We start from the raw sequence: 19944 nt of genomic DNA on the forward strand, positions 1-19944 counted from the left end.
ACTGCACCTTTTCGATAAGAAATGTAGAAAAAGGTGAGCTGTTATGACAAAACTTTGGGGCGGACGTTTCCAAAAATCAGCAGAAGCTTGGGTTGATGAGTTTGGTGCATCAATCGGCTTTGACCAACAACTTGTATTGGAAGACCTAGAAGGTAGTGTCGCACATGTGACGATGCTTGGTGCTACAGGAATTTTACCAGCAGCCGATGTAGAAGCGATTCTTGGCGGTCTTGCACAACTTCAGGAAAAAGCAATCGCTGGTGAACTAGAATTTACTGTTGCGAATGAAGATATACATCTAAACCTTGAAAAAATGCTTATTGATTGCATCGGGCCAGTTGGTGGTAAACTTCATACAGGACGTAGCCGTAATGACCAAGTAGCAACAGATATGCATATTTTCTTAAAGAAACGTGTAAAGGAAGCAATCGATTTAATCGAGACATTCCAAAAAACGTTATTAGAAAAAGCAGAGGAGCATGTTGAAACCATTGCGCCAGGCTATACGCATTTACAACGTGCGCAACCGATTTCTTTTGCCCATCATTTAATGGCCTATTTTTGGATGCTTGAACGCGATAAACAACGTTTGACAGAATCCATGAAACGTATTGATATTTTACCACTAGGTGCTGGAGCAATGGCTGGGACAACTTTCCCAATTGATCGTTTAAAATCAGCAGAGCTACTTGGCTTTAGTGAAGTATACGCAAATTCCATGGATGCGGTAAGTGACCGTGATTTTATCGTCGAATTTTTAAGTAATTCATCGTTATTAATGGCGCATTTATCTCGTTTTGCTGAAGAAATTATTTTATGGTCAACAGATGAATTTAAATTTATTGAATTGGATGATGCCTTCTCTACAGGCTCTTCCATCATGCCACAGAAGAAAAATCCCGATATGGCAGAGCTAATTCGAGGAAAAACTGGTCGTGTCTACGGTAACCTTATGGGCTTACTAACTGTATTAAAAGGGACACCGTTAACTTACAACAAAGATATGCAAGAAGACAAAGAAGGTATGTTCGATACCGTGCATACGATTCTAGGATCTTTAAAAATCTTTGAAGGCATGGTGCGCACGATGACAGTAAATACAGAGCGTCTGCACAAGGCAGTACACTCTGACTTCTCCAATGCAACGGAATTGGCGGATTATCTTGCAACAAAAGGGATGCCGTTCCGTGAAGCACATGAAGTAACAGGTAAATTAGTCTTTACGTGTATTCAAAAGGGCATTTATTTATTAGATTTACCAATTGAAGACATGCAAAAAGAAAGTGAGCTTATCGAAGCTGATATTTATGAAGTATTAGCACCAGAAGCTGCTGTCCGCCGTCGACATTCATTAGGCGGTACAGGTTTCGACCAAGTTACTATTCAAATCGAGAAAGCAAAAGCCTGTCTTTCTTAACTATTTTGCGTGCAAGTCCTAAGCGACATTTGCATAGATATTCATTAAAGCTGTCCAGTGAGGCACTATGAAAACCTTATTATTCCTTTTTCTGTGGAGCCAGAGGGTGAAACAAAAAAGAGCACCTGACATAAGTGAAGGACAATCCCCAATTTTCGGAGACGCGAAATTGGGGTTTTTGTATAAGATCAATGGGAGGAGTGGTATGTGATGGATCGTTTTACAAAGGGGTTAGAAACGATAAAACAATATGTCAATGAAGAAGAAGTAGCTCGTATGGTCGACTCAGATGCACTAGCTGATATAGCGCCCGATTTACGTAAAATGATAATTGAGTTCGCCTATGGAGATGTTTATTCACGGCAAGGTCTTGACGCAAAAAGTAGAGCACTTGTCGTAATCACAGCAGTTGTTACACAAGGTGCCATCCAACAAACAAAAACGCATATTACCCGCGGTTTGTATGTAGGGTTAACACCTACAGAAATTGTAGAAGCTCTTTTGCAATTAGTGCCTTATATAGGGTTTCCACGCGTGCAAAACGCATTAACGGTTGCTCAGCAAGTTTTTCAGGAAAAACAGCTAAGTGTAAAATTAGATGTGTAATTTGGTGGTGACATAGTATGACTATCCCTTTAAACATGTAGTCCAACAAAAAAATAAAAAAATTTAAAACTACATGTATAGATTTTTGGAATGTGTCCCATACTGTTAAAGGATACACTTAATCATCGAAATTGATGAGGAGGATGCAGAATGAGTAGTTCAAGTTCAACACCAGTAGACAATGAATCTCAGGAAAGTCCGCCACAGCTGAATAAGGTGAATACTTCACATATCTTATGAAGTAGGTAATGAGAGAATACTCTGTGTTACTGAATCTTAGGATGAAGTAGAAACCGCAACTGTACAATCAAATAGAAGGTATAAGTGTCCAAAAGACCCGGAATTTTTCTGGGTCTTTTTCTATTTTTAGTTGATTTTGTAAATGCAACTGTTATACTCTGAGTATGACAGTTTCACGCTATGGTTTTTTATGGAATGCGAATTTAGCAAATATATAGTGCAAAGACCTCATCTAACATATAAGCCGTTTGTAACACTTTTTATTGATAAGGAGGGACTTTTATGAAAAAGCTATTTGTTTTATGCTGTATCGCACTATTATTAGTTGCCTGTTCACAAAAAGAAGAGGAAACAAAGGCGGACAAGAAGAAGGAGGGGCAAGTGATGAATGAACAACTAATCGGGAAATGGGCAGGCGACATTGAAATTCCAAATGCATCGCTACCAATTATTGTAGATTTACAAAAAGAGGGTGGAACTTTATCTGTTCCAGCACAAGGTTTAAGCAACTACCCATTTAAAAGTGTAACGTATGATGGGAATGAAGTACAAATTATCATTAACTTAAATGGTTCGTTTATTGAAGTGAAGGGATTATTAAAAGACGACCAAATTGAAGCAACATTTAATCAAAATGGTGGGAAATTCCGCCTGCTATTAAAACCTTACGAAGAACAGCCTTCTGAGCCAGTTTCCTATGAAACATTTTCAGTTCCTGTAAAGGATGGCGATTTAACTGTCGCACTGCAAAAAAGTAATAAGGAGCCATCACCTGTCGTTCTCATTATTGCAGGCTCTGGACCGACCGATAAAGATGGAAATTCTGCAATTGCTGGGAAAAATAATAGCTTGAAAATGCTTGCTGAAGGACTGGCGCAAGAGGGCATTGCAAGTGTGCGATATGATAAAAGAGGCATCGGAGATAATACGAAATTGTTAACAAAAGAAGATGATATCTCCGTCGATTTATATGTTGATGATGCTGTTCAAGTCCTCAATGCATTGACTGCAAATAAAGCTTTCTCAAGCGTCCATATTATTGGTCACAGTGAAGGCTCGTTAATAGGCATGCTTGCTGCACAAAAAGCGAGCGTGGAATCATTTGTGTCAATAGCAGGTGCAGGCAGAGCAGCAGATGAATTGTTGCTAGAGCAAATAACTGGACAATTAACACCTACTCTAACTGCTGAAGCAACAACTATTCTTGCAGCACTCAAAAAAGGAGAGCAAGTAAAAAATATCTCTCCTGAGCTACAACCATTATTTAGGGCTTCAGTGCAGCCATATATGATTTCCTGGCTAAAATATAATCCAGCTATGGAGTTACAAAAATTAACAAGTCGCGCATTAATTGTTCAAGGTACGAATGATATTCAAGTAAAGGCTACTGATGCAGAAGCGTTAAAGCATGGAAATGAAAAAGCAGAGCTAATTTATATGGATGGCATGAATCATATTTTAAAAAACGCACCAGAAGATCGACAAGGGAATCTAGCTACATATGCAGACCCAACATTACCGTTACATCCAAACTTACTACCGACGATTCAAAAATTTATCGCAAATAACTAGTAGAAAATGCAAATTTGCAGAAGCTTAAATATGTTATTAGTCGTTACCGTTCACGCAAAAACGTCGTCGATCGCAACCGTATTGGGGGAATTTTTATAGTGGATACCATTATCTGTTTGATTATTATGATTCCATTTTTAATCTTTGCAATTGTTTTATCGCAAGGCAAAGGTGCATTTTTACTAGCAGGTTATAACACGATGAAAGAAAGTAAAAAAGAGATCTATAATGAAAAAGCACTGGCTAAATTTATGGGAAAGATTATGTATGGTTACTCTTTCTGTATACTATTATGGGCACTCGATGGGGTATTCAAAACGGAATGGCTCTTTATTGTTAGTGTCGTTCTATTTATAGGGCTCACTGTTTTTACGCTTCTATATGCGAACTCGGCGAATCGCTTTAAAAAGTAAAGCATGAGGAACGGTACAACGTAAGTCGGAACTTTTTTTACCTAATAGTTCGACTTACGTTGAGTAATGTTTTAGTATTTATTTACAACAACTGTTTCTTAAAACAAATGCATTCATGTACTCTTGCATAGCTAACTCTTATCATCTCTTTTTCCTCCCTACATAGTGCGCAAAGGCTTGAACAGGATAGAGCTCAGGTGTTTCGGATATAAATGTCTGCTCAATTTCATTTTCACCTTCTTGTAATAATTGATGGCCAACACCCATTTTTTGATAGTCAGGATGAACAGCAATATGCCCAATCATTCCTCCTAATCCTTCACCTCTCGAACAAACAGTTTGCGGTTGCAACTCGTATTCAATATCTAATAGTCCTGTGCTGAAGAACATAGTCAAAATAAGCAGTATTTAAAAAGGATAATACCCTACATCGAATCTACCCTATTTTGTCTTCTATTTGAAAATGTCTTATTTCCATAAGGTATGATCCTAAATATTTTTTGGGAATTTGTAACAAAAATATAATTATTTCTTTTAATTTACCTTTCAACTATTAAATTTCTCACTGCTACAATCATTTTCTTATGGTATTTTGGATAAGAAAAATAAAAATTTTCCATTTAATTTTTGTGGAGGGAAAGGTTTTGGACATAATTAAAAAGGTTTTATGGCAAAATACGATAAGGAACCAGCTTCGAAGAGGGCATATCGTGATTATTTTTATCATGAGTTTATGTATTTTTATTCCGACAATTTTTAATGAATATCAGCAAACGATTAACCATCAAAAAGAAGAAATGACCAATTACTTAGATGCTCAAACGTACTTTGTTGAAAGCTGGTTAATGGAGCGTTCTGAAGATATACATACAATAACAAATTTAACTTTTGTCAAAGACTATCAATATGAACAAACGCAGGCATTTTTTCAAGAATATAAAAAACAAACAGTTTTTACTGATTTAGTCTTTGTAAACAAAGAAGGAATAGTACAATTCGATACAGTGAACGAAAATCAACAGAATGGGATTGGTATCGATGTGAAAAATCGTACATATTTTCAAATAGCTAAAAAAACGAAACAGCAATATATTACAGATGTATTAATTAGTAAAGTAACAAAAGAGCCCATTATTGCTTTCGCATCTCCAATATTAGATGAGCAACAACAATTTAATGGTGTAGTTTTTGGTACTGTAAATTTTAAAACAGTTGATTTGCTCTTAAATGAATCAAGAGTGGGCTTTCAGGGTCATGCTTATATAGTCAATCAGGATGGGACATTATTGACTGAATTAGGTCCCAATAAGAAAGAAGCTACTGCAATTATTCCAAATATATTGTCGCAAAACTATAACATTGAAGAACGAATATTAACGATTGCTCAAGCCAATCAAGCTCAATCACCTATTAATTTCTATAAGGATGCAAAAGGAGAATGGGTGTTGGCAAAAAGTAAGCCAATTAATCAAGGGAAATGGTACTTTATTTCTGAAGTCAATCTGTTGGAAGCATATACACCTTTAATCAAACGCTTTGGCTTATTAGCAATTTGTATTTTATTTGGTACATTTTTAACTATTAAAGTTATGTTAATGATAACGAAAAAAATAGAAGAGCCGATCCAACAATTACTTAAAGGTGTTGATAAGGTTGAACAAGGATACTATGATTATCAAATTAATGAAAAACAGTTAGTACCGTATGCCAAAGAGTTTCAAGAGCTTTGTACATCTTTTAATGAGATGAGTGCGAAAGTGAAAGAAGATACAATATTACTTAGAGAGTTATCGGTTACTTGTCAACTAACGAAACTATATAATCGGCGTTATTTAATTGAGCAAGGTGAGCTTGTTTTTCAAGATTGTAAAAGCAAAAAGCATCATTGTTCCTGTATAGCGATTGATATCGATTTCTTCAAAAATGTTAATGATACATATGGGCATCTAGTTGGGGATGAGGTATTAAAGCATGTAGCAAAGATTATTAAAGAATCCGTACGAATAAAAGATATTACAACGAGATATGGTGGAGAGGAATTTGTAATATTATCTCCAGCAACGACATTGGATAGTGCTGTAAAAATAGCTGAACGAATAAGAAAAAATGTTGAAGAATGTCCTTTTACTTTAGGTGAGCAGTTTATTCCGATGACAGTGAGTGTGGGCATTGCAGAATTTGCAAATGATAAGGACATTTCGACTTTTTATGATTTAATTGATAAGGCAGACCAGGCGCTTTACATTGCTAAGGAAAGTGGTCGGAATATGTTAAGAGCGTATGATGGTATAAATAACTTTGTGATACGGTAACATTTTAAATCTTATTTTTTCACAATAGTGAATATGAACGTGTAGTAATTGTAAAAATGGTCATACTAACATGGATTCACTTATGAAGTCTATATTGATGAGGAGGATGTAAAATGAGTAGGCCTGAACAACTAGACCCGAAATCTCAAAAAATCCACCGTAACTGGACAAGGATTAAGCGTTCAAAATCTCAAGTAAATGGTGAAACGGAGATAACTCTTCATAACCGTATCTTGAGAAGTGAAGCGAAAGCCCGACAGTTCTAATCATGCTAGAAGCAATAAGTGTTATCAAGCTCAGATAGTATATCTGAGCTTTTAGCTTGTCGACAAAAGGGATTAAGAATAGAAATCTTAATCCCTTTTGTAAATTTTTTTGTAAAAAGGGGTTCTTACTTTCCTCTTGCCATACTCTTCGAGCATCCCTTCCCAATGAAGCTGTTCGCCTTAATTATATTAGACGGCTAGTAATACATATAAAGTTGCTTGGAGTGGAGGGCGGGCGACTCCTGCTCAGAACGCACAGAACGTAAGACGTAACAGACCGCACGTTAGCGAGGGTTGCTGCTTACGGTGTGCCCACGGAAAGCGCCCGCCTGGAGTGGAAATCAACGATCTAAAACGCAAAACCTTGTTAAAAAAGGGTTTGCGTTTTTAGTGTCAGCTATGAGCTTTCCCACTGTCGATACATTTTAGCTTTTTCCCCTTTTGAAGGTTGTAACATAAAATTTCTCTGTCAGTATGCTTGCTCAGTTGATTGGAGCGGAAGGCGGGCGACTCCTGCTCAGAACGCACAATACGTAAGACGCAACAAACCGCGCGCTAGCGAGGGTTGCGGCTTACGCTGTGCCCGCGGAAAGCGCCCGCCTGTAGCGGAAATCAACCGCAGTAGTCCTCTCCAATATTAGTTTTAAATAAAAAAAGACTGTAGACAAATTCGAAAAACTTCGAGTTTGTCTACAGTCTGCAAGCTCAGATAGTATATCTGGGCTTTTTTGCATGTTATTAATTAAAACAAATAATATGCATGTAACAATTTATAGTAAAATATAAGAAATAAGGGAATAGGAGGGAGAAGGAAATGAACAATCCAATTACCATTCGTGTGGCACATCTTGCTGATGCACAAAAAATGCTTGAAATACAACGTGAAGTTTTAGCAGAAGATTTATTTTTAATAACAACAACTGAGGAATTCCAACAAACTATTGAAGGACAGCAATCGTGGATCCAGACGAAATTAGCAAATGACCATGAAATAATTTTCGTAGCAGAACATCATAATGAGGTCATAGGGTGGCTTGCATTTCAATCACCGAATCGAAAACGTTTAGCTCATACTGGCAGTTTTGGCATGATGATACAAAAAAATCACAGAGGGCAGGGAATTGGTAAACGGCTAATAGAGGCATTACTGACATGGGCAGTTGCCAATCCAGCAATTGAAAAGGTTTGCTTAGGCGTGTTTTCAACAAATGTAGGTGCCATTGCGCTTTATCAAAAAATGGGTTTTATTGAAGAAGGTAGAAAGATTAACGAAATTAAAGTAAGGGACGGTGAGTATGTTGATGATGTGTTAATGTATAAAATGGTTTAAGTTGTAGGCGCAATTCTATAAAAAGATTAAGTAAAGAGAGGGAGTTATTATGAAAATGTATCATTTCTCAAAGGATTGTGGCAATGCAATTGTCAATTACGACTCTTTTCATTCATCTTATACTAAAATATTGAAAACTGTAGAGCCAACGAATATTGGTTTTATATACATAGAAGCGGGTGGTGAAGTTGGATTACATGAAGCACCAGTTCCACAGCTATTCATTGTTACTCAGGGAGAAGGATGGGTTTATGGTAAAAAGAGGGAAAAATTACTTGTAAAACAAGGGGATGGGGTTTATTGGAAAGAGGGGCAGGCGCATGCATCGGGAAGTGACACAGGATTAACAGCCCTCGTTATTCAATCTACACAAATTGATTTGCCTGTATAAAAGAAGAGCAAATAACGGAGTGCAAGTGACTCCGTTATTTTTTTGCTAACGCAAGCTCTAATCGTATTGTTCTTAAAATATGCCCATCAAACAAATCATCGAATTCTTCTACTTGCTGAAAGCCTTTTGCCTTGTAGAAGTGTCCTCCAATTGTATTGTCCTTCTCCACGCATACAGTCAATGAAGTGATATCCTGTATTTTTTCAATTCCACATTCTAATAGAGCTGAGCCAATACCATTGTTTTGGGCTTCAGGAAGTAAATAAATAGCGAAAAGCTCTGCTTGTCCATTGTTATTAACAGCTGAAAAGTTCGCAAAGCCAACAAGTGATTCACCGAATTCAGCAACTAAAAATAGGCTATTTTGAAGACGTGTGAATAAACGTTTTTCGCTATAGGCAGCTTCGAGAAAGCGCTCCTGAATTTGCATCGGTATGATTCCGTCATATGTTGCAAACCAACTTGTCTTGGCAATTTCTTGCACAAAAGAGATGTCATCTTCCGTCATTTGTCGTATAATGAGTGTCAACACTTATCACCTACAATTTCAATAATTTCTAATTATTGTAACATTTTAATTGATAAAAGGGGATGGATGAATGGAAGTTTTGGAAAAAGCATTTGGTTATATTACGAGGGAATGGGAGGGGCGAATCCAAGTGCTTGTATTTGAACAAAATACACTCGGAGCTGGTATCCAAATTCCAAAAGGGACAGTTGAAGACGGAGAAACGCCTTTAGAAGCAGTACTACGAGAAATGGTAGAGGAAACGGGTTTAACAAATTTGAAAGTAAAAGGCTTAATTGCTCAAGATTATGCCGAACATTATTCTGGAGCCATACATAAACGTTATTTTTACCATTTACTATCAAATGAGTCACGTCCTACATGGCAACACAACCCGACAGGATTAAATGAAGGTAACTTACGATTTACATTTTACTGGATTGAAGAAAACGATAATGTTGTATTAGCAAAAGGACATGGCGATTATTTATATCGGGTATTAAAAAATCCTTTATGTTAAATAAAGGGTGATTATCATAAAGACAAGGAAGCCTAATTTGAGAGTAAAGGAGGAAAAACTTTGCCGATTTATTATGAAGAGTTTGGAAACAAAAATGCGCCACTTATCGTGTTTTTACATGGGGGAGGTGTCAGTGGATGGATGTGGGAAAAACAAATAGAATACTTTGCACAACACTATCATTGTTTAGTCCCTGATTTACCTGGACATGGGAAAAATAGCGAAGATACATATTTTTCAATGAAACAAGCTGCAGAGCAAGTAATTGACCTAATAGAAAAGGTATCTAATAATCGAAACATAACAATTATCGGTTTTTCCTTAGGGGCGCAAATAATTGTACAATTGCTAAGTATGAGACCAAATTTAGTTGATCGTGCAGTTATATATAGTGCTTTAGTAAGGCCTATGCCTAGTTTAAAAAAATGGATTGCTCCAGCGATAAAACTCACTTCTCCTCTTATTTCAAATCGAACATTTTCAAAAATTCAAGCTAAGTCACTTTATATTCCTCAAGAAAACTTTACGCAATATTATGAAGATAGTTGCCGTATGTCTCAACAGACGTTGATATCTGTCCTAACAGAAAATATGTCATTCTCAATACCAGAAAATTTTAAATACGTAAAAACGTCCATGCTTGTGTTGGTTGGGGATAAAGAAAAATCAATGATGAAAAAATCCGCGAACGACTTAGTGAAAAGCAACGCTAACTGTAAAGGAATGGTCGTAGCCGATATTGGACATGGTATTTCCTTTGCGAATCCAGCACTGTTTAATGAAATTATTGATAATTGGCTTAGTGCCAGTCACTCAAACAATTCTGAATTTTTTTCAGGCTGTTAAATTTTGAATAACAAATTAAAAACCCACTTCATTCCTACGGCATATACTGTGGCCGCAGAAAGCGAAGTGGGTTTGTTTGAAGTGCCAGTCACCCGAACAATTCTGAATATTTATGCTTTAGCAGCAAATTCTAATGCTTGGGCAAAGTCGGCAATTAGATCATCAACATGCTCTAATCCTACTGAAAATCGTAATAGGCCATCTGTAATTCCACGTTTTGAACGTTCTTCAGGCTCCATCGCTGCATGGCTCATTTTAGCTGGGTAGGAGAGAATGGATTCTACACCACCGAGAGATACTGCAAAAACAGGGATTTTCATAGCTTCCACTAATGCTTTTGCTGCGGCATAGTTTGGTAGGCGGAAAGACAATACTGCACCTGGACTTGTACATTGGCTATGATGGATATCGTAACCAGGATGTGAAGCAAGACCTGGATAATACACTTGTTCCACAACTGGGTTCGATTCTAAAAACTGTGCAATCTTTTGTGCGGATGCCGTAGAACGACTAAAGCGCACATCCGTAGTTTTCATGTTTTGCAGTAATGTGAAGCAATCTTGCACACCTAATATATTGCCAAAAGAATTTTGGATAAAGTAAAGGTCGTTTCCTAATTGCTCATCGGCTGTAACTGTTAGACCAGCAATAATATCAGAGTGACCAGATAAAAATTTCGTAGCACTATGAATGACTACGTCTACCCCTAAATCAAGAGGACGTTGGTGTAAAGGCGTCATAAACGTATTATCTAAAAATGTTAAACATTGATATTGTTTAGCTAACGCAACTACCCCACGAATGTCAGTAATCCCGAGTGTTGGATTTGATGGTGTTTCCATATAAAGAAGCTTAGTTGCAGGTGTAATCGCTGCTTCAATCGCCGCTAAATCAGAGAAATCAACGAATGTATGAGAAATCCCAAAACGAGGTAATACTTTCGAAACAAAGCGATATGTGCCACCATAGACATCTTCAGTAATAACGATGTGGTCACCTTGAGATAATAACATTAATGCTGCGGAAACAGCCGCAATTCCTGAAGAGAAGGCGTGTGCTCGAACGCCACCTTCAAGCTCTGCAACAGCTTTTTCTAATGCATCGCGCGTCGGGTTACCAGAACGTGCATAGTCATACTCCCCGAACTCATCGATGCTCTCTTGATGAAACGTAGAGGATACATACATTGGCACATTTACTGCACCTTTTTTATTTTCATAGCCATCACGCACACCAGCGTGGATCAGCGCTGTTTCAATATGTTGCTTCATGTTTTATGCCTCTTTTCTCAGCGTATCAAAAACTTGTTTTAAATCTGCAATTAAATCTTCAACTTCTTCAATACCAACAGAGAAGCGTAATAAACGATCGCAAACGCCGCGTTCTACACGTTCTTCGTAAGGCATATCTGCGTGTGTTTGTGTCGCAGGATATGTGATAAAGCTCTCAACGCCACCAAGGCTTTCTGCAAAAATTATTAACTTTAAGTTACGAAGGAATGGATCAACCCATTCAGGCTTTTGCAGTCGGAATGACAGCATACCACCTTTGCCCGTATAAAGTACGTCTGTTACAAGTTCTTCTTCTTCTAAATAAGCAGCGATTGCTTTCGCATTTGCATCATGCTGTTTTAAGCGAAGATGCAATGTTTTTAAACCACGAATTAATAACCACGAATCCATCGCACCTAATACCATTCCGCTACCATTATGAATATAGCCGATACGTTCTGATAGCTCAGCGCCTTTAGCGACAACTAGACCAGCTAAAACGTCATTATGGCCCCCAATATACTTAGTAGCAGAATGGAATACAATATCTGCACCTAGTTCGATTGGTCGCTGGAAATATGGCGTGTAAAAAGTATTATCAACAATTAATAAGGCACCGTGTTTATGTGCAAGTTCAGCGTATACTTTGAGATCGAATTCCTGCATAAGTGGATTTGTTGGTGTTTCGATAAAGAGGGCACGAGTATTTTCGTTGATTAAGGCCTCTACTTGCTCAACAGTCTCAAATTTCGAATAGATTGGTTTAATATTGTATGTTTCTTTAAAAAAGTTAAAAAGTCGATATGTACCACCATACAAATCATCTGGTACGATTAATTCATCTCCTGGCTTGAACAGAGACATAATGAGTTGAATCGCAGCCATACCTGAACTACAGGCAAAGCCAGCGTCGCCACCTTCTAAATCAGCAATGCCTGCCTCTAAAATGGCACGTGTTGGATTTTTTGTACGTGCATAGTCAAAGCCAGTAGATTCACCAATGCCTGCATGTTTATATGCGGTCGATAAATGAATGGGAGGGCTGACAGCGCCAGTTGTTGGATCACTTAAATTTCCTAGCTGTACAAGTTTTGTTTCAATCGTTCTATTGTTTGTCATGTCGTCACTCTTTTCTTCATCATTGATATAGAAAGAGCCCCCTAAGGCCTCAATTTCTTCATAGAATAATTTGATTAGTATCTTCAAGATTCTCTATAATTGTTACCAATTTAACATGTATAGTACAGAAGGACAAGATGATTTCAGAAAATTACATAGATTATTGAAATTAAAGCATGTAGGAATAGTAGGGGATTAATTTCCGAGCGTGGAACGGTAAGCACATTCAAAAAGGCTATAGAGTATTCGTATTGAACGAATTGCTCTATAGCCTTGTCCATTATGCTTGTTGTTTTTTTAATAAATCTCGAATTTCTTTAAGAAGTTCCTCTTTTGGATCAAGCTCTGGTGTCGGCTCCTCCACAGCAGCTTCCTCTTTTTTTCTTGTGAATTTGGTCATCAGACGCAATGCTAAGAAAATAGCGAAAGCAATAATTAAAAAGTCAATGATAGACTGTAAAAATACACCTAGCTTGACTTGGGCTGTACCTGAGCCAAACATAAAGCTTTCTGTTAAATCAATGCCACCCGTTAAAACACCGACTAATGGCATAATAATATTTTCTACTAAAGAGGTAACAATTTTACCGAAAGCACCACCAATTACGACTGCAATCGCTAAATCAATTATGTTACCTTTCATCGCAAATTCCTTAAAGTCTTTCCACATAAAATAAATCCTCCTACTATTATCCAATAAAACAATCGCTTTGTATTTTACTATATTGGCCTCATTATAACAAAGTAAAAATATAAAAAGAAAAAATCTACAACATAAAACGGTAAATTTGGTAATATGGAAGTAGACAAAGAATGATTAGGTGTGACATATGGCGAAAAAAAAACAAAAGAAACCACTGCTATCACCAACTGTAAAGCTGGGGATGATAGCATTATTAATTCCCGTAGCGATTACTGTCTATGTACTCGCCTTTTTTGCGTGGAAGGAACTTCAAACATTACCTATCTTTGAAAAACTCGCACAACAACAAGAAATTGAAGAAATACAGCAAAATTTTGATATGAATATTCCCGAACAATATATCCCCGTATACGTTGCTGCTGAAGAAAAATATGGGGTGCCTTGGACATTGTTAGCTGCCCATCATCGCATTGAAACGCGATTTTCCACTATGAAATCGCTTGTATCGCCAGCTGGCGCTATAGGTCATATGCAATTTATGCCTTGCACGTTTGTTGGCTGGAAGCACCCAACTTGCTCTGGACTGGGCAAGGGCAATATTTCAAAGACAGAGTTAATGGATCCAGCTATTATAAAAAAATACGGTGGCTATGGGGTAGACGGAAACGGTGATGGAGTTGCCGATCCATATGATATAGAAGATGCAGTGTTTAGTGCAGCCAATTATTTATCAAAATATGGCGCGGCTAAAGGCGATGTAAAACGGGCAGTTTTTAATTATAATCATAGTGAAGAATACGTCAGCAATGTGTTATATTACTATAATTTATATAATGATTACCATGATGAATTAAAAACAGCAGTTCTTTTGAACGCAAAAAAATAGCGGAGTAAATTTACATACTAAAGAAAACATCTGCCATAGCGGATGTCTGAAAACGAAAGTGTTAGATTGAACGTAGTCAATCTAACACTTTTTTCTTTATTATTGCATTAAAGTTTCGATGGGATAAAGCGTAAACAGCTCAAGTAAGGAACAATGCAGCGTACGAAAAGGCATCGCATGATTTCACATGAGAATAGAACAAAACAAAAAATAAAAAACTATTGACATTTTTCTGAATAATTAATATCATCTTTATAAGTTTACTTGGTATTAAAGTAAAGATGTACTTAGTTAGTAAATCCACGTAAATTAATAAACCAATAACAATAGAACTTTTCGTTTCGAAAAGCTGACTAGTAAAAACTAGAGGCCCTTAAGTATTTATTTACTTAAGGGTTTTATTTTGTTCAAAAGTAAAGGAGGCAAGCAAGTGAGTGAACGAGCACTCGTAATTGAACATTTGAATAAAATTTTTACAACGCAGAGTGAGCAGATTGTGGCATTACAAGACGTCGATTTGCATGTGAAGCAAGGAGAATTTATGACTGTCATTGGGCCAAGTGGCTGTGGAAAAAGCACGCTGCTGAAAATTATAGCTGGGCTTGATGTAGACTACGTCGGGAAAGTTGAACTAAATGGTCAGCCTATAAAAGGACCAACTTTAGAAAAAGGCTTTATTTTTCAAGAGCCGCGATTATTTCCTTGGTTAACGCTAGAAAAAAATATTGCGGGCGACCAATCTTTAAAAGATCCTCAAGTGCGTGAACGTGTAAATAGGCTTATTCAGTTAGTAAAGCTTGAAGGATTTGAAAAAGCTTACCCTAAAGAGCTTTCAGGTGGCATGGCACAGCGTGTATCAATTGCGCGAGCATTACTACGAAACCCTGACATTTTATTACTAGATGAACCTTTTGGCGCTTTGGATGCATTTACACGTTCACATATGCAAGAAGTATTGTTAAATATTTGGGAAACAAATAAAACGACAATGATTTTTGTGACACATGATTTAGATGAAGCTGTGTTTTTAGGACAACGAGTAGTAGTGATGAATCCAAGACCAGGTCACATTAAATCTGTATTACCGATTGAGTTAGCTTTTCCAAGAAAGCGTTCATCACACGGATTCCAGGAGATGCGTCGAGCAGTGTTAAATGAATTTGAAAAGGTCGAAGAAGAATCTTACACGGTAGGTGCTGGAATTTAAAAGGGGATGAATGAAGATGAGAAAACAAGTGACAATATTGGCGTTATTTTTAGCGCTCATTGTTTTTATTATAGGTTGTGCACAGGATGATACAACTTCAAAAGATTCGCAAGCTTCAGAAGATGTAGTAGTCAAAATTGGTGTTCAAGGAAGTGGTGGCCTATTCGGTAAGGCACAAGAAGAGAAGTTATTTGAAAAGGCATTTGCAAAATACGGAGCAACAGTTGAATGGGTCGAGTTTCAAAGTGGTCCTCCTATGACTGAGGCAATTGCGTCGAATAAATTAGACTTTGCTGGGCTTGGCAATATGCCAATTATTGCTGCCCAGGCTGCTGGTATTCCATTTACTGTGATTTCACAAGTGCTAGAAGGTAAGAAAAATGTTGGTGTTGTGGTGAACTCAGCAAGTGGCATTACAAGCTTGCATGATTTAGTTGGCAAAAAGGTTGCAGTTGGCAAAGGGACGAACGCATATGACTTTTTATTACGCGGGCTCTTTAAAGAGGGGATTGATCCAGAAAAACTTGAAATAATTAATCTAAATCCAGACGAGGCACAGGCTGCGTTTGATGCAAAAAGTGTGGATGCGTGGGCAGTTTGGGAACCGTATTTAACGATCAATACTTTATCTGGGAAAGGGACAATTATCGCAGATGGGGAAAAGCTTAATCTTTTGTCACCATCCTATCAAATTGTTCGTACTTCATTTGCCGAGAAACACCCAGATTTAGTAGTTGCTTTTTTACAGACATATGATGAGCTGTTGCAATGGGAGTTAGAGCATGAAGAAGAAGCAGTGAATCGTTATGCTAAAGAACGGAATTTGCCAGTTGCATTAATGGAAGAGACGCGAAAACGTGCACGTGGCATCAGTATTCCAGTTAGTGAGGAAGTTATTGCAGAGCACCAAAGAACGGCAGATTTCCAATTTAAAATAGGAACCATTCGAAAAGAAATTAATGTCAGTGATGTATTCGATAATCAATATATTGAAAAAGCATTAAAGTTATGATTAGGGGTTGACGGGATGGAATCGATAATTGAAAAAAATATGCAAGTACGACGTAAAAAACAACGATTGAAATCGCACGTACAGCTTCGAACACTACTATTGGGATCGATTTTACCCATTGGACTTCTCATTATATGGGAAGTTGCTGGTCGTAACGCGTATTTAAATCCGTTGTTACTATCGATGCCATCTGACATTTTACTTGAATTCATCTATTTAGTGCAGCATGGGCACTTGTTAGGGCATTTACAAATTTCAACTTGGCGTGCATTAAGTGGATTTGTATTAGGAGGAGGGCTAGGGTTGCTAGCTGGAATTGTAGTAGGCTTTTCATATTTGTCCGAAAAGCTACTTAATCCATCCATTCAAATGCTACGAATGTTACCACATTTAGCGATTGCCCCATTATTTATATTGTGGTTTGGTTTTGGGGAAACATCGAAGCTGTTGTTAATAGCGAAAGGATCTTTTTTCCCGCTTTACGTAAATACGTTTCTAGGTCTTCGTTCGATGGATCGGAAGTTATTTGAAGTGGCACATGTACTGCAATTTAATAAATGGCATTTATTGACGAAGGTTATTATTCCATCAGCCCTTCCGAACATCTTTTTAGGACTTCGATTATCGCTAGGTATTGCATGGCTTGGATTGGTTGTAGCTGAGATGATGGGCTCGACGTCGGGGATTGGGTTTCTCATTAATGATGCACGTGCAATGGCGATGATTTCAACAGTGTTCGTAGGAATTATTATTTTTGCTGCACTTGGGAAAATTTCAGATTCACTTATTCTATGGATTGAACGTAAATGTTTACGTTGGCAGCAAAATTTTAAAGGAGGTTGAATGGATGGCAGTTGTAAACAATGAACAAATCTATGTAAAGAAACAGAAGCGTCCATTGAATTGGATGGATTTAATTTATCCATGGATTGTCCCTTTACTCGTCATCCTTCTATGGCAAGCCATTGGAAGTTTCGGTTTTGTCGAAGAACAAATCCTCCCAACGCCCATAAAAATTATATCAACTTTTGTAACATTACTTGGAAATGGAGAACTTTTCTATCACTTCACCATCAGTGGGCAGCGTGTGTTAGGAGGATTTATTGTTGGGGCTGGAACAGGTATTTTACTTGGTATTTTGACGGGCTTTAGTCGTTTCGCGCAAGAGGTGATTGATCCAAGTTTGCAAATGCTTCGGACAGTACCGTTACTTGCATTAATTCCATTATTTATATTGTGGTTTGGTTTGGGTGAATTTGGGAAAGTGCTAATGATTGCACTCGGGGCATTTTTTCCCGTTTATGTAAATTTCTTTTTAGGGATTCGGTCAGTCGATCAAAAGTTGATTGAGGTTTCAAAAATATTGCAGTTTTCGTTTTGGAAAACTATAACGAAGGTTGTTATGCCATCAGCACTTCCAAATATTTTACTAGGTTTACGATTAGCACTAGGCACTTCATGGTTAGTACTTGTTGTTAGCGAAATGATGGGAACAAGTGCAGGGCTTGGCTATATGATTCAAGATGCACGCGCATACGCGCAAACAGACATCGTATTTGTTGGACTTTTGATGTTTGCAATGTTAGGGAAATGTTCAGATTCACTCGTCTATGCGATAGAACGCAAATGTTTAAGATGGCGAGATACTTTTAAAGGATAAGAGGGATAAATTATGGTGAAAAGAAATGGACAATTGCGATTAGGGGCTTTTATTTATTATAGTGGCCATCATAGTGCAAGCTGGAGACACCCTGAAGCACGCAGTAGCGAAATATTTTCAGTAGATTTATATAAGGATTTAGCACAGACAGCAGAGCGTGGGAAATTTGATATGATGTTTTTAGCAGACTTATTATATGCAATCAATGTTGAGAAGGCAGCCTCTGGTATGCTTGATCCTGTTACACTTCTGTCAGCCATTTCAACTTCTACAACAAAATTGGGACTAACAGCGACTGTTTCTACGACGTATAATCAGCCTTATAATGTAGCGCGACGCTATGCAACTTTAGACCATATAAGTAAAGGTCGAGCTGCTTGGAACATTGTAACTTCTCAACTGGATATGGAAGCACATAATTACGGCAAAGAGAAGCATCCTGAACATGCGCTCCGTTATGAGATGGCTGAAGAATTTGTAGATTTAGTTACAGCGTTATGGGATAGCTGGGATGATGATGCCATTGCATTAGATAAAGAGAATGGAATATTTGCACATGCGCAGAAAGTAAAAGAAATTAATTACCAAGGTCGGTGGTATAGCTCGAAAGGACCGTTAAATGTACCCCGTCCCCCTCAAGGTTATCCAGTACTGGTAGTAGCAGGTTCATCTGAAGCGGGCAAAGAGTTTGCTGCGAAAACAGGTGAAGTAGTGTTTACTGCACAGCAGTCTCTTGAAGCAGCTAAACAATTTTATCGTAGTATTCATGAAAAATTAGCTGCACATGGACGACATGAAAATAGTATAAAAATTATGCCAGGGATTTCGCCAATTGTTGCACTAACAGAAGAAGAGGCTTGGGCAAAACATGAGAGCTTGCAAAAACTAATTACAGTAGAAGATGCGGTTACAGCGGTTGCTGGCTTTATTGGCTTTGACCTATCCAGCTACGGTCCACATGGACCTTTACCAGAAAACTTACCCGATGTAGCGGCAGCTTCGAATGGAATGAAAAGTCGTGTCCAATTATTTATTGATACTGCAAGGGCAGGGAACTTATCAATTGTAGAATTAGGTCGTAAAATGCTTGGAGCACGTGGACATTTGCAATTTGTCGGCACACCTGAGCAGTTGGCAGATTTATTGGAGCTTTGGTTTAATGAGTATGCCTGTGATGGTTTTAATATTATGCCGCCTGTACTGCCAGTTGGGTTGGATGATTTTGTAGATTTAGTCATTCCAGTGCTGCAGGAGAGGGGGCTATTTCGTAAAGAATATGAAGGGAACACGTTGCGTGAGCATTTAGGTTTAGAGCGACCATCTTATCATCATTTTAAAAAGCTCCAATCAATTTAACCATTGCTAACTTTTTCAATGGGCATAAAAAGTTGCTTATAAGTACAAAAAGAGCTATCTAAAAAGATAGCTCTTTTGTACATATTTAGGCGGCTTTACGCATACCCTTTAAAATAAGACTGACAATGAAGATAAGTACGATTGCACCTATTAATGCTGGGAATACATAAAAATCACTGACTCTCCAACCCCAATTTCCTAAAACCATACTACCTATCCAAGAACCGACGATCCCGGCAATAATATTACCAATAATGCCTCCAGGAACATCTTTTCCTAATATGACGCCAGCTAACCAGCCTAAAATTCCTCCGATGATTAAATACCAAATGAAACTGATCATAATTATTCATCTCCTCAAAGTTAAGA

At 37.7% G+C, this 19944-nt stretch carries 21 protein-coding genes and 1 pseudogene; 16 read left to right on the forward strand and 6 right to left on the reverse strand.

Annotated elements, in window-relative coordinates; translation table 11 throughout:
• Nucleotides 1-43: 43 nt before the first annotated feature.
• The 4 genes from argH to JNUCC52_RS22985 all read left to right on the forward strand — a co-directional run bounded on the left by argH (nt 44) and on the right by JNUCC52_RS22985 (nt 4248).
• Nucleotides 44-1417, forward strand: a complete 1374-nt coding sequence (gene argH, locus JNUCC52_RS22970; protein WP_337980930.1) for an argininosuccinate lyase — start codon at nt 44-46, stop codon at nt 1415-1417.
• A 207-nt stretch (nt 1418-1624) separates the two neighbouring features.
• Entirely contained in the window at nt 1625-2023 is a 399-nt protein-coding gene (locus JNUCC52_RS22975) for a carboxymuconolactone decarboxylase family protein (RefSeq protein WP_173478949.1), read from the forward strand.
• Nucleotides 2024-2545: 522 nt separating this feature from the next.
• Nucleotides 2546-3835: an alpha/beta hydrolase gene (locus tag JNUCC52_RS22980; RefSeq protein ID WP_337980931.1), complete on the forward strand. Its 1290-nt coding sequence runs from the start codon at nt 2546-2548 to the stop codon at nt 3833-3835.
• Nucleotides 3836-3849: 14 nt separating this feature from the next.
• Nucleotides 3850-4248 carry a DUF3784 domain-containing protein gene (locus tag JNUCC52_RS22985; protein ID WP_337980932.1) on the forward strand — a complete coding sequence of 133 codons (399 nt, stop codon included), beginning with the start codon at nt 3850-3852 and terminating at the stop codon, nt 4246-4248.
• 82 nt (nt 4249-4330) lie between these two features.
• On the opposite strand, the pseudogene JNUCC52_RS22990 reads toward JNUCC52_RS22985, so the two are convergent.
• A pseudogene (locus tag JNUCC52_RS22990) lies at nt 4331-4684 on the reverse strand (GNAT family N-acetyltransferase).
• A 208-nt stretch (nt 4685-4892) separates the two neighbouring features.
• On the opposite strand from JNUCC52_RS22990, the gene JNUCC52_RS22995 reads away from it, so the two are divergent.
• The 4 genes from JNUCC52_RS22995 (at nt 4893) to JNUCC52_RS23010 (ending at nt 8547) form a co-directional block, all read left to right on the forward strand.
• Nucleotides 4893-6560, forward strand: coding sequence for a sensor domain-containing diguanylate cyclase (locus JNUCC52_RS22995; RefSeq protein WP_337980933.1), 1668 nt, complete (start codon nt 4893-4895; stop codon nt 6558-6560).
• Between the two features lie 113 nt (nt 6561-6673).
• A complete protein-coding gene (locus JNUCC52_RS23000; RefSeq protein WP_069513162.1) occupies nt 6674-6826 on the forward strand; it encodes a YpzG family protein in 153 nt (50 codons plus the stop codon).
• An 814-nt stretch (nt 6827-7640) separates the two neighbouring features.
• Nucleotides 7641-8156, forward strand: coding sequence for a GNAT family N-acetyltransferase (locus JNUCC52_RS23005; RefSeq protein ID WP_337980934.1), 516 nt, complete (start codon nt 7641-7643; stop codon nt 8154-8156).
• A gap of 49 nt (nt 8157-8205) precedes the next feature.
• On the forward strand, nt 8206-8547 hold the full coding sequence (locus JNUCC52_RS23010; protein WP_337980935.1) for a cupin domain-containing protein: 342 nt from the start codon (nt 8206-8208) through the stop codon (nt 8545-8547).
• Nucleotides 8548-8581: 34 nt separating this feature from the next.
• Here the strand turns inward: JNUCC52_RS23010 and JNUCC52_RS23015 are convergent, their stop codons facing one another.
• Entirely contained in the window at nt 8582-9079 is a 498-nt protein-coding gene (locus JNUCC52_RS23015; protein ID WP_443136905.1) for a GNAT family N-acetyltransferase, read from the reverse strand.
• A 67-nt stretch (nt 9080-9146) separates the two neighbouring features.
• Here JNUCC52_RS23015 and JNUCC52_RS23020 point away from each other — a divergent pair, with 67 nt between their 5' ends.
• Both JNUCC52_RS23020 and JNUCC52_RS23025 read left to right on the forward strand, forming a co-directional pair.
• Nucleotides 9147-9575 carry an NUDIX hydrolase gene (locus tag JNUCC52_RS23020; RefSeq protein ID WP_173478942.1) on the forward strand — a complete coding sequence of 143 codons (429 nt, stop codon included), beginning with the start codon at nt 9147-9149 and terminating at the stop codon, nt 9573-9575.
• A 60-nt stretch (nt 9576-9635) separates the two neighbouring features.
• On the forward strand, nt 9636-10421 hold the full coding sequence (locus JNUCC52_RS23025; RefSeq protein WP_337980937.1) for an alpha/beta fold hydrolase: 786 nt from the start codon (nt 9636-9638) through the stop codon (nt 10419-10421).
• Between the two features lie 110 nt (nt 10422-10531).
• Here the strand turns inward: JNUCC52_RS23025 and JNUCC52_RS23030 are convergent, their stop codons facing one another.
• The 3 genes from JNUCC52_RS23030 to mscL form a co-directional block, all read right to left on the reverse strand.
• On the reverse strand, nt 10532-11692 hold the full coding sequence (locus JNUCC52_RS23030) for an aminotransferase class I/II-fold pyridoxal phosphate-dependent enzyme (protein ID WP_173478940.1): 1161 nt from the start codon (nt 11690-11692) through the stop codon (nt 10532-10534).
• A 3-nt stretch (nt 11693-11695) separates the two neighbouring features.
• Nucleotides 11696-12811 (reverse strand): methionine biosynthesis PLP-dependent protein, encoded by a 1116-nt coding sequence (locus JNUCC52_RS23035; RefSeq protein ID WP_337980938.1) that lies wholly within the window; start codon nt 12809-12811, stop codon nt 11696-11698.
• Between the two features lie 280 nt (nt 12812-13091).
• Nucleotides 13092-13481 (reverse strand): large conductance mechanosensitive channel protein MscL, encoded by a 390-nt coding sequence (mscL, locus tag JNUCC52_RS23040; RefSeq protein WP_337980939.1) that lies wholly within the window; start codon nt 13479-13481, stop codon nt 13092-13094.
• A gap of 160 nt (nt 13482-13641) precedes the next feature.
• Here mscL and JNUCC52_RS23045 point away from each other — a divergent pair, with 160 nt between their 5' ends.
• The 6 genes from JNUCC52_RS23045 (at nt 13642) to JNUCC52_RS23070 (ending at nt 19575) form a co-directional block, all read left to right on the forward strand.
• Nucleotides 13642-14340, forward strand: a complete 699-nt coding sequence (locus JNUCC52_RS23045; protein WP_337980940.1) for a lytic transglycosylase domain-containing protein — start codon at nt 13642-13644, stop codon at nt 14338-14340.
• A gap of 430 nt (nt 14341-14770) precedes the next feature.
• The gene (locus JNUCC52_RS23050; RefSeq protein ID WP_337980941.1) at nt 14771-15547 is read left to right on the forward strand and encodes an ABC transporter ATP-binding protein; all 777 of its coding nucleotides are present in this window, start codon (nt 14771-14773) and stop codon (nt 15545-15547) included.
• A 16-nt stretch (nt 15548-15563) separates the two neighbouring features.
• On the forward strand, nt 15564-16559 hold the full coding sequence (locus tag JNUCC52_RS23055; RefSeq protein WP_337980942.1) for an aliphatic sulfonate ABC transporter substrate-binding protein: 996 nt from the start codon (nt 15564-15566) through the stop codon (nt 16557-16559).
• Between the two features lie 15 nt (nt 16560-16574).
• Nucleotides 16575-17402 carry an ABC transporter permease gene (locus JNUCC52_RS23060; protein WP_173478934.1) on the forward strand — a complete coding sequence of 276 codons (828 nt, stop codon included), beginning with the start codon at nt 16575-16577 and terminating at the stop codon, nt 17400-17402.
• A gap of 4 nt (nt 17403-17406) precedes the next feature.
• Nucleotides 17407-18219: an ABC transporter permease gene (locus tag JNUCC52_RS23065; protein ID WP_337980943.1), complete on the forward strand. Its 813-nt coding sequence runs from the start codon at nt 17407-17409 to the stop codon at nt 18217-18219.
• Nucleotides 18220-18231: 12 nt separating this feature from the next.
• Nucleotides 18232-19575 (forward strand): LLM class flavin-dependent oxidoreductase, encoded by a 1344-nt coding sequence (locus tag JNUCC52_RS23070; protein WP_337980944.1) that lies wholly within the window; start codon nt 18232-18234, stop codon nt 19573-19575.
• An 85-nt stretch (nt 19576-19660) separates the two neighbouring features.
• Here the strand turns inward: JNUCC52_RS23070 and JNUCC52_RS23075 are convergent, their stop codons facing one another.
• Complete coding sequence (locus tag JNUCC52_RS23075; RefSeq protein WP_173478931.1) at nt 19661-19918, reverse strand: GlsB/YeaQ/YmgE family stress response membrane protein; 258 nt, start codon at nt 19916-19918, stop codon at nt 19661-19663.
• Nucleotides 19919-19944 lie beyond the last annotated feature (26 nt).

The organism is Lysinibacillus sp. JNUCC-52 (assembly GCF_015999545.1).
GTDB lineage: Bacteria > Bacillota > Bacilli > Bacillales_A > Planococcaceae > Lysinibacillus.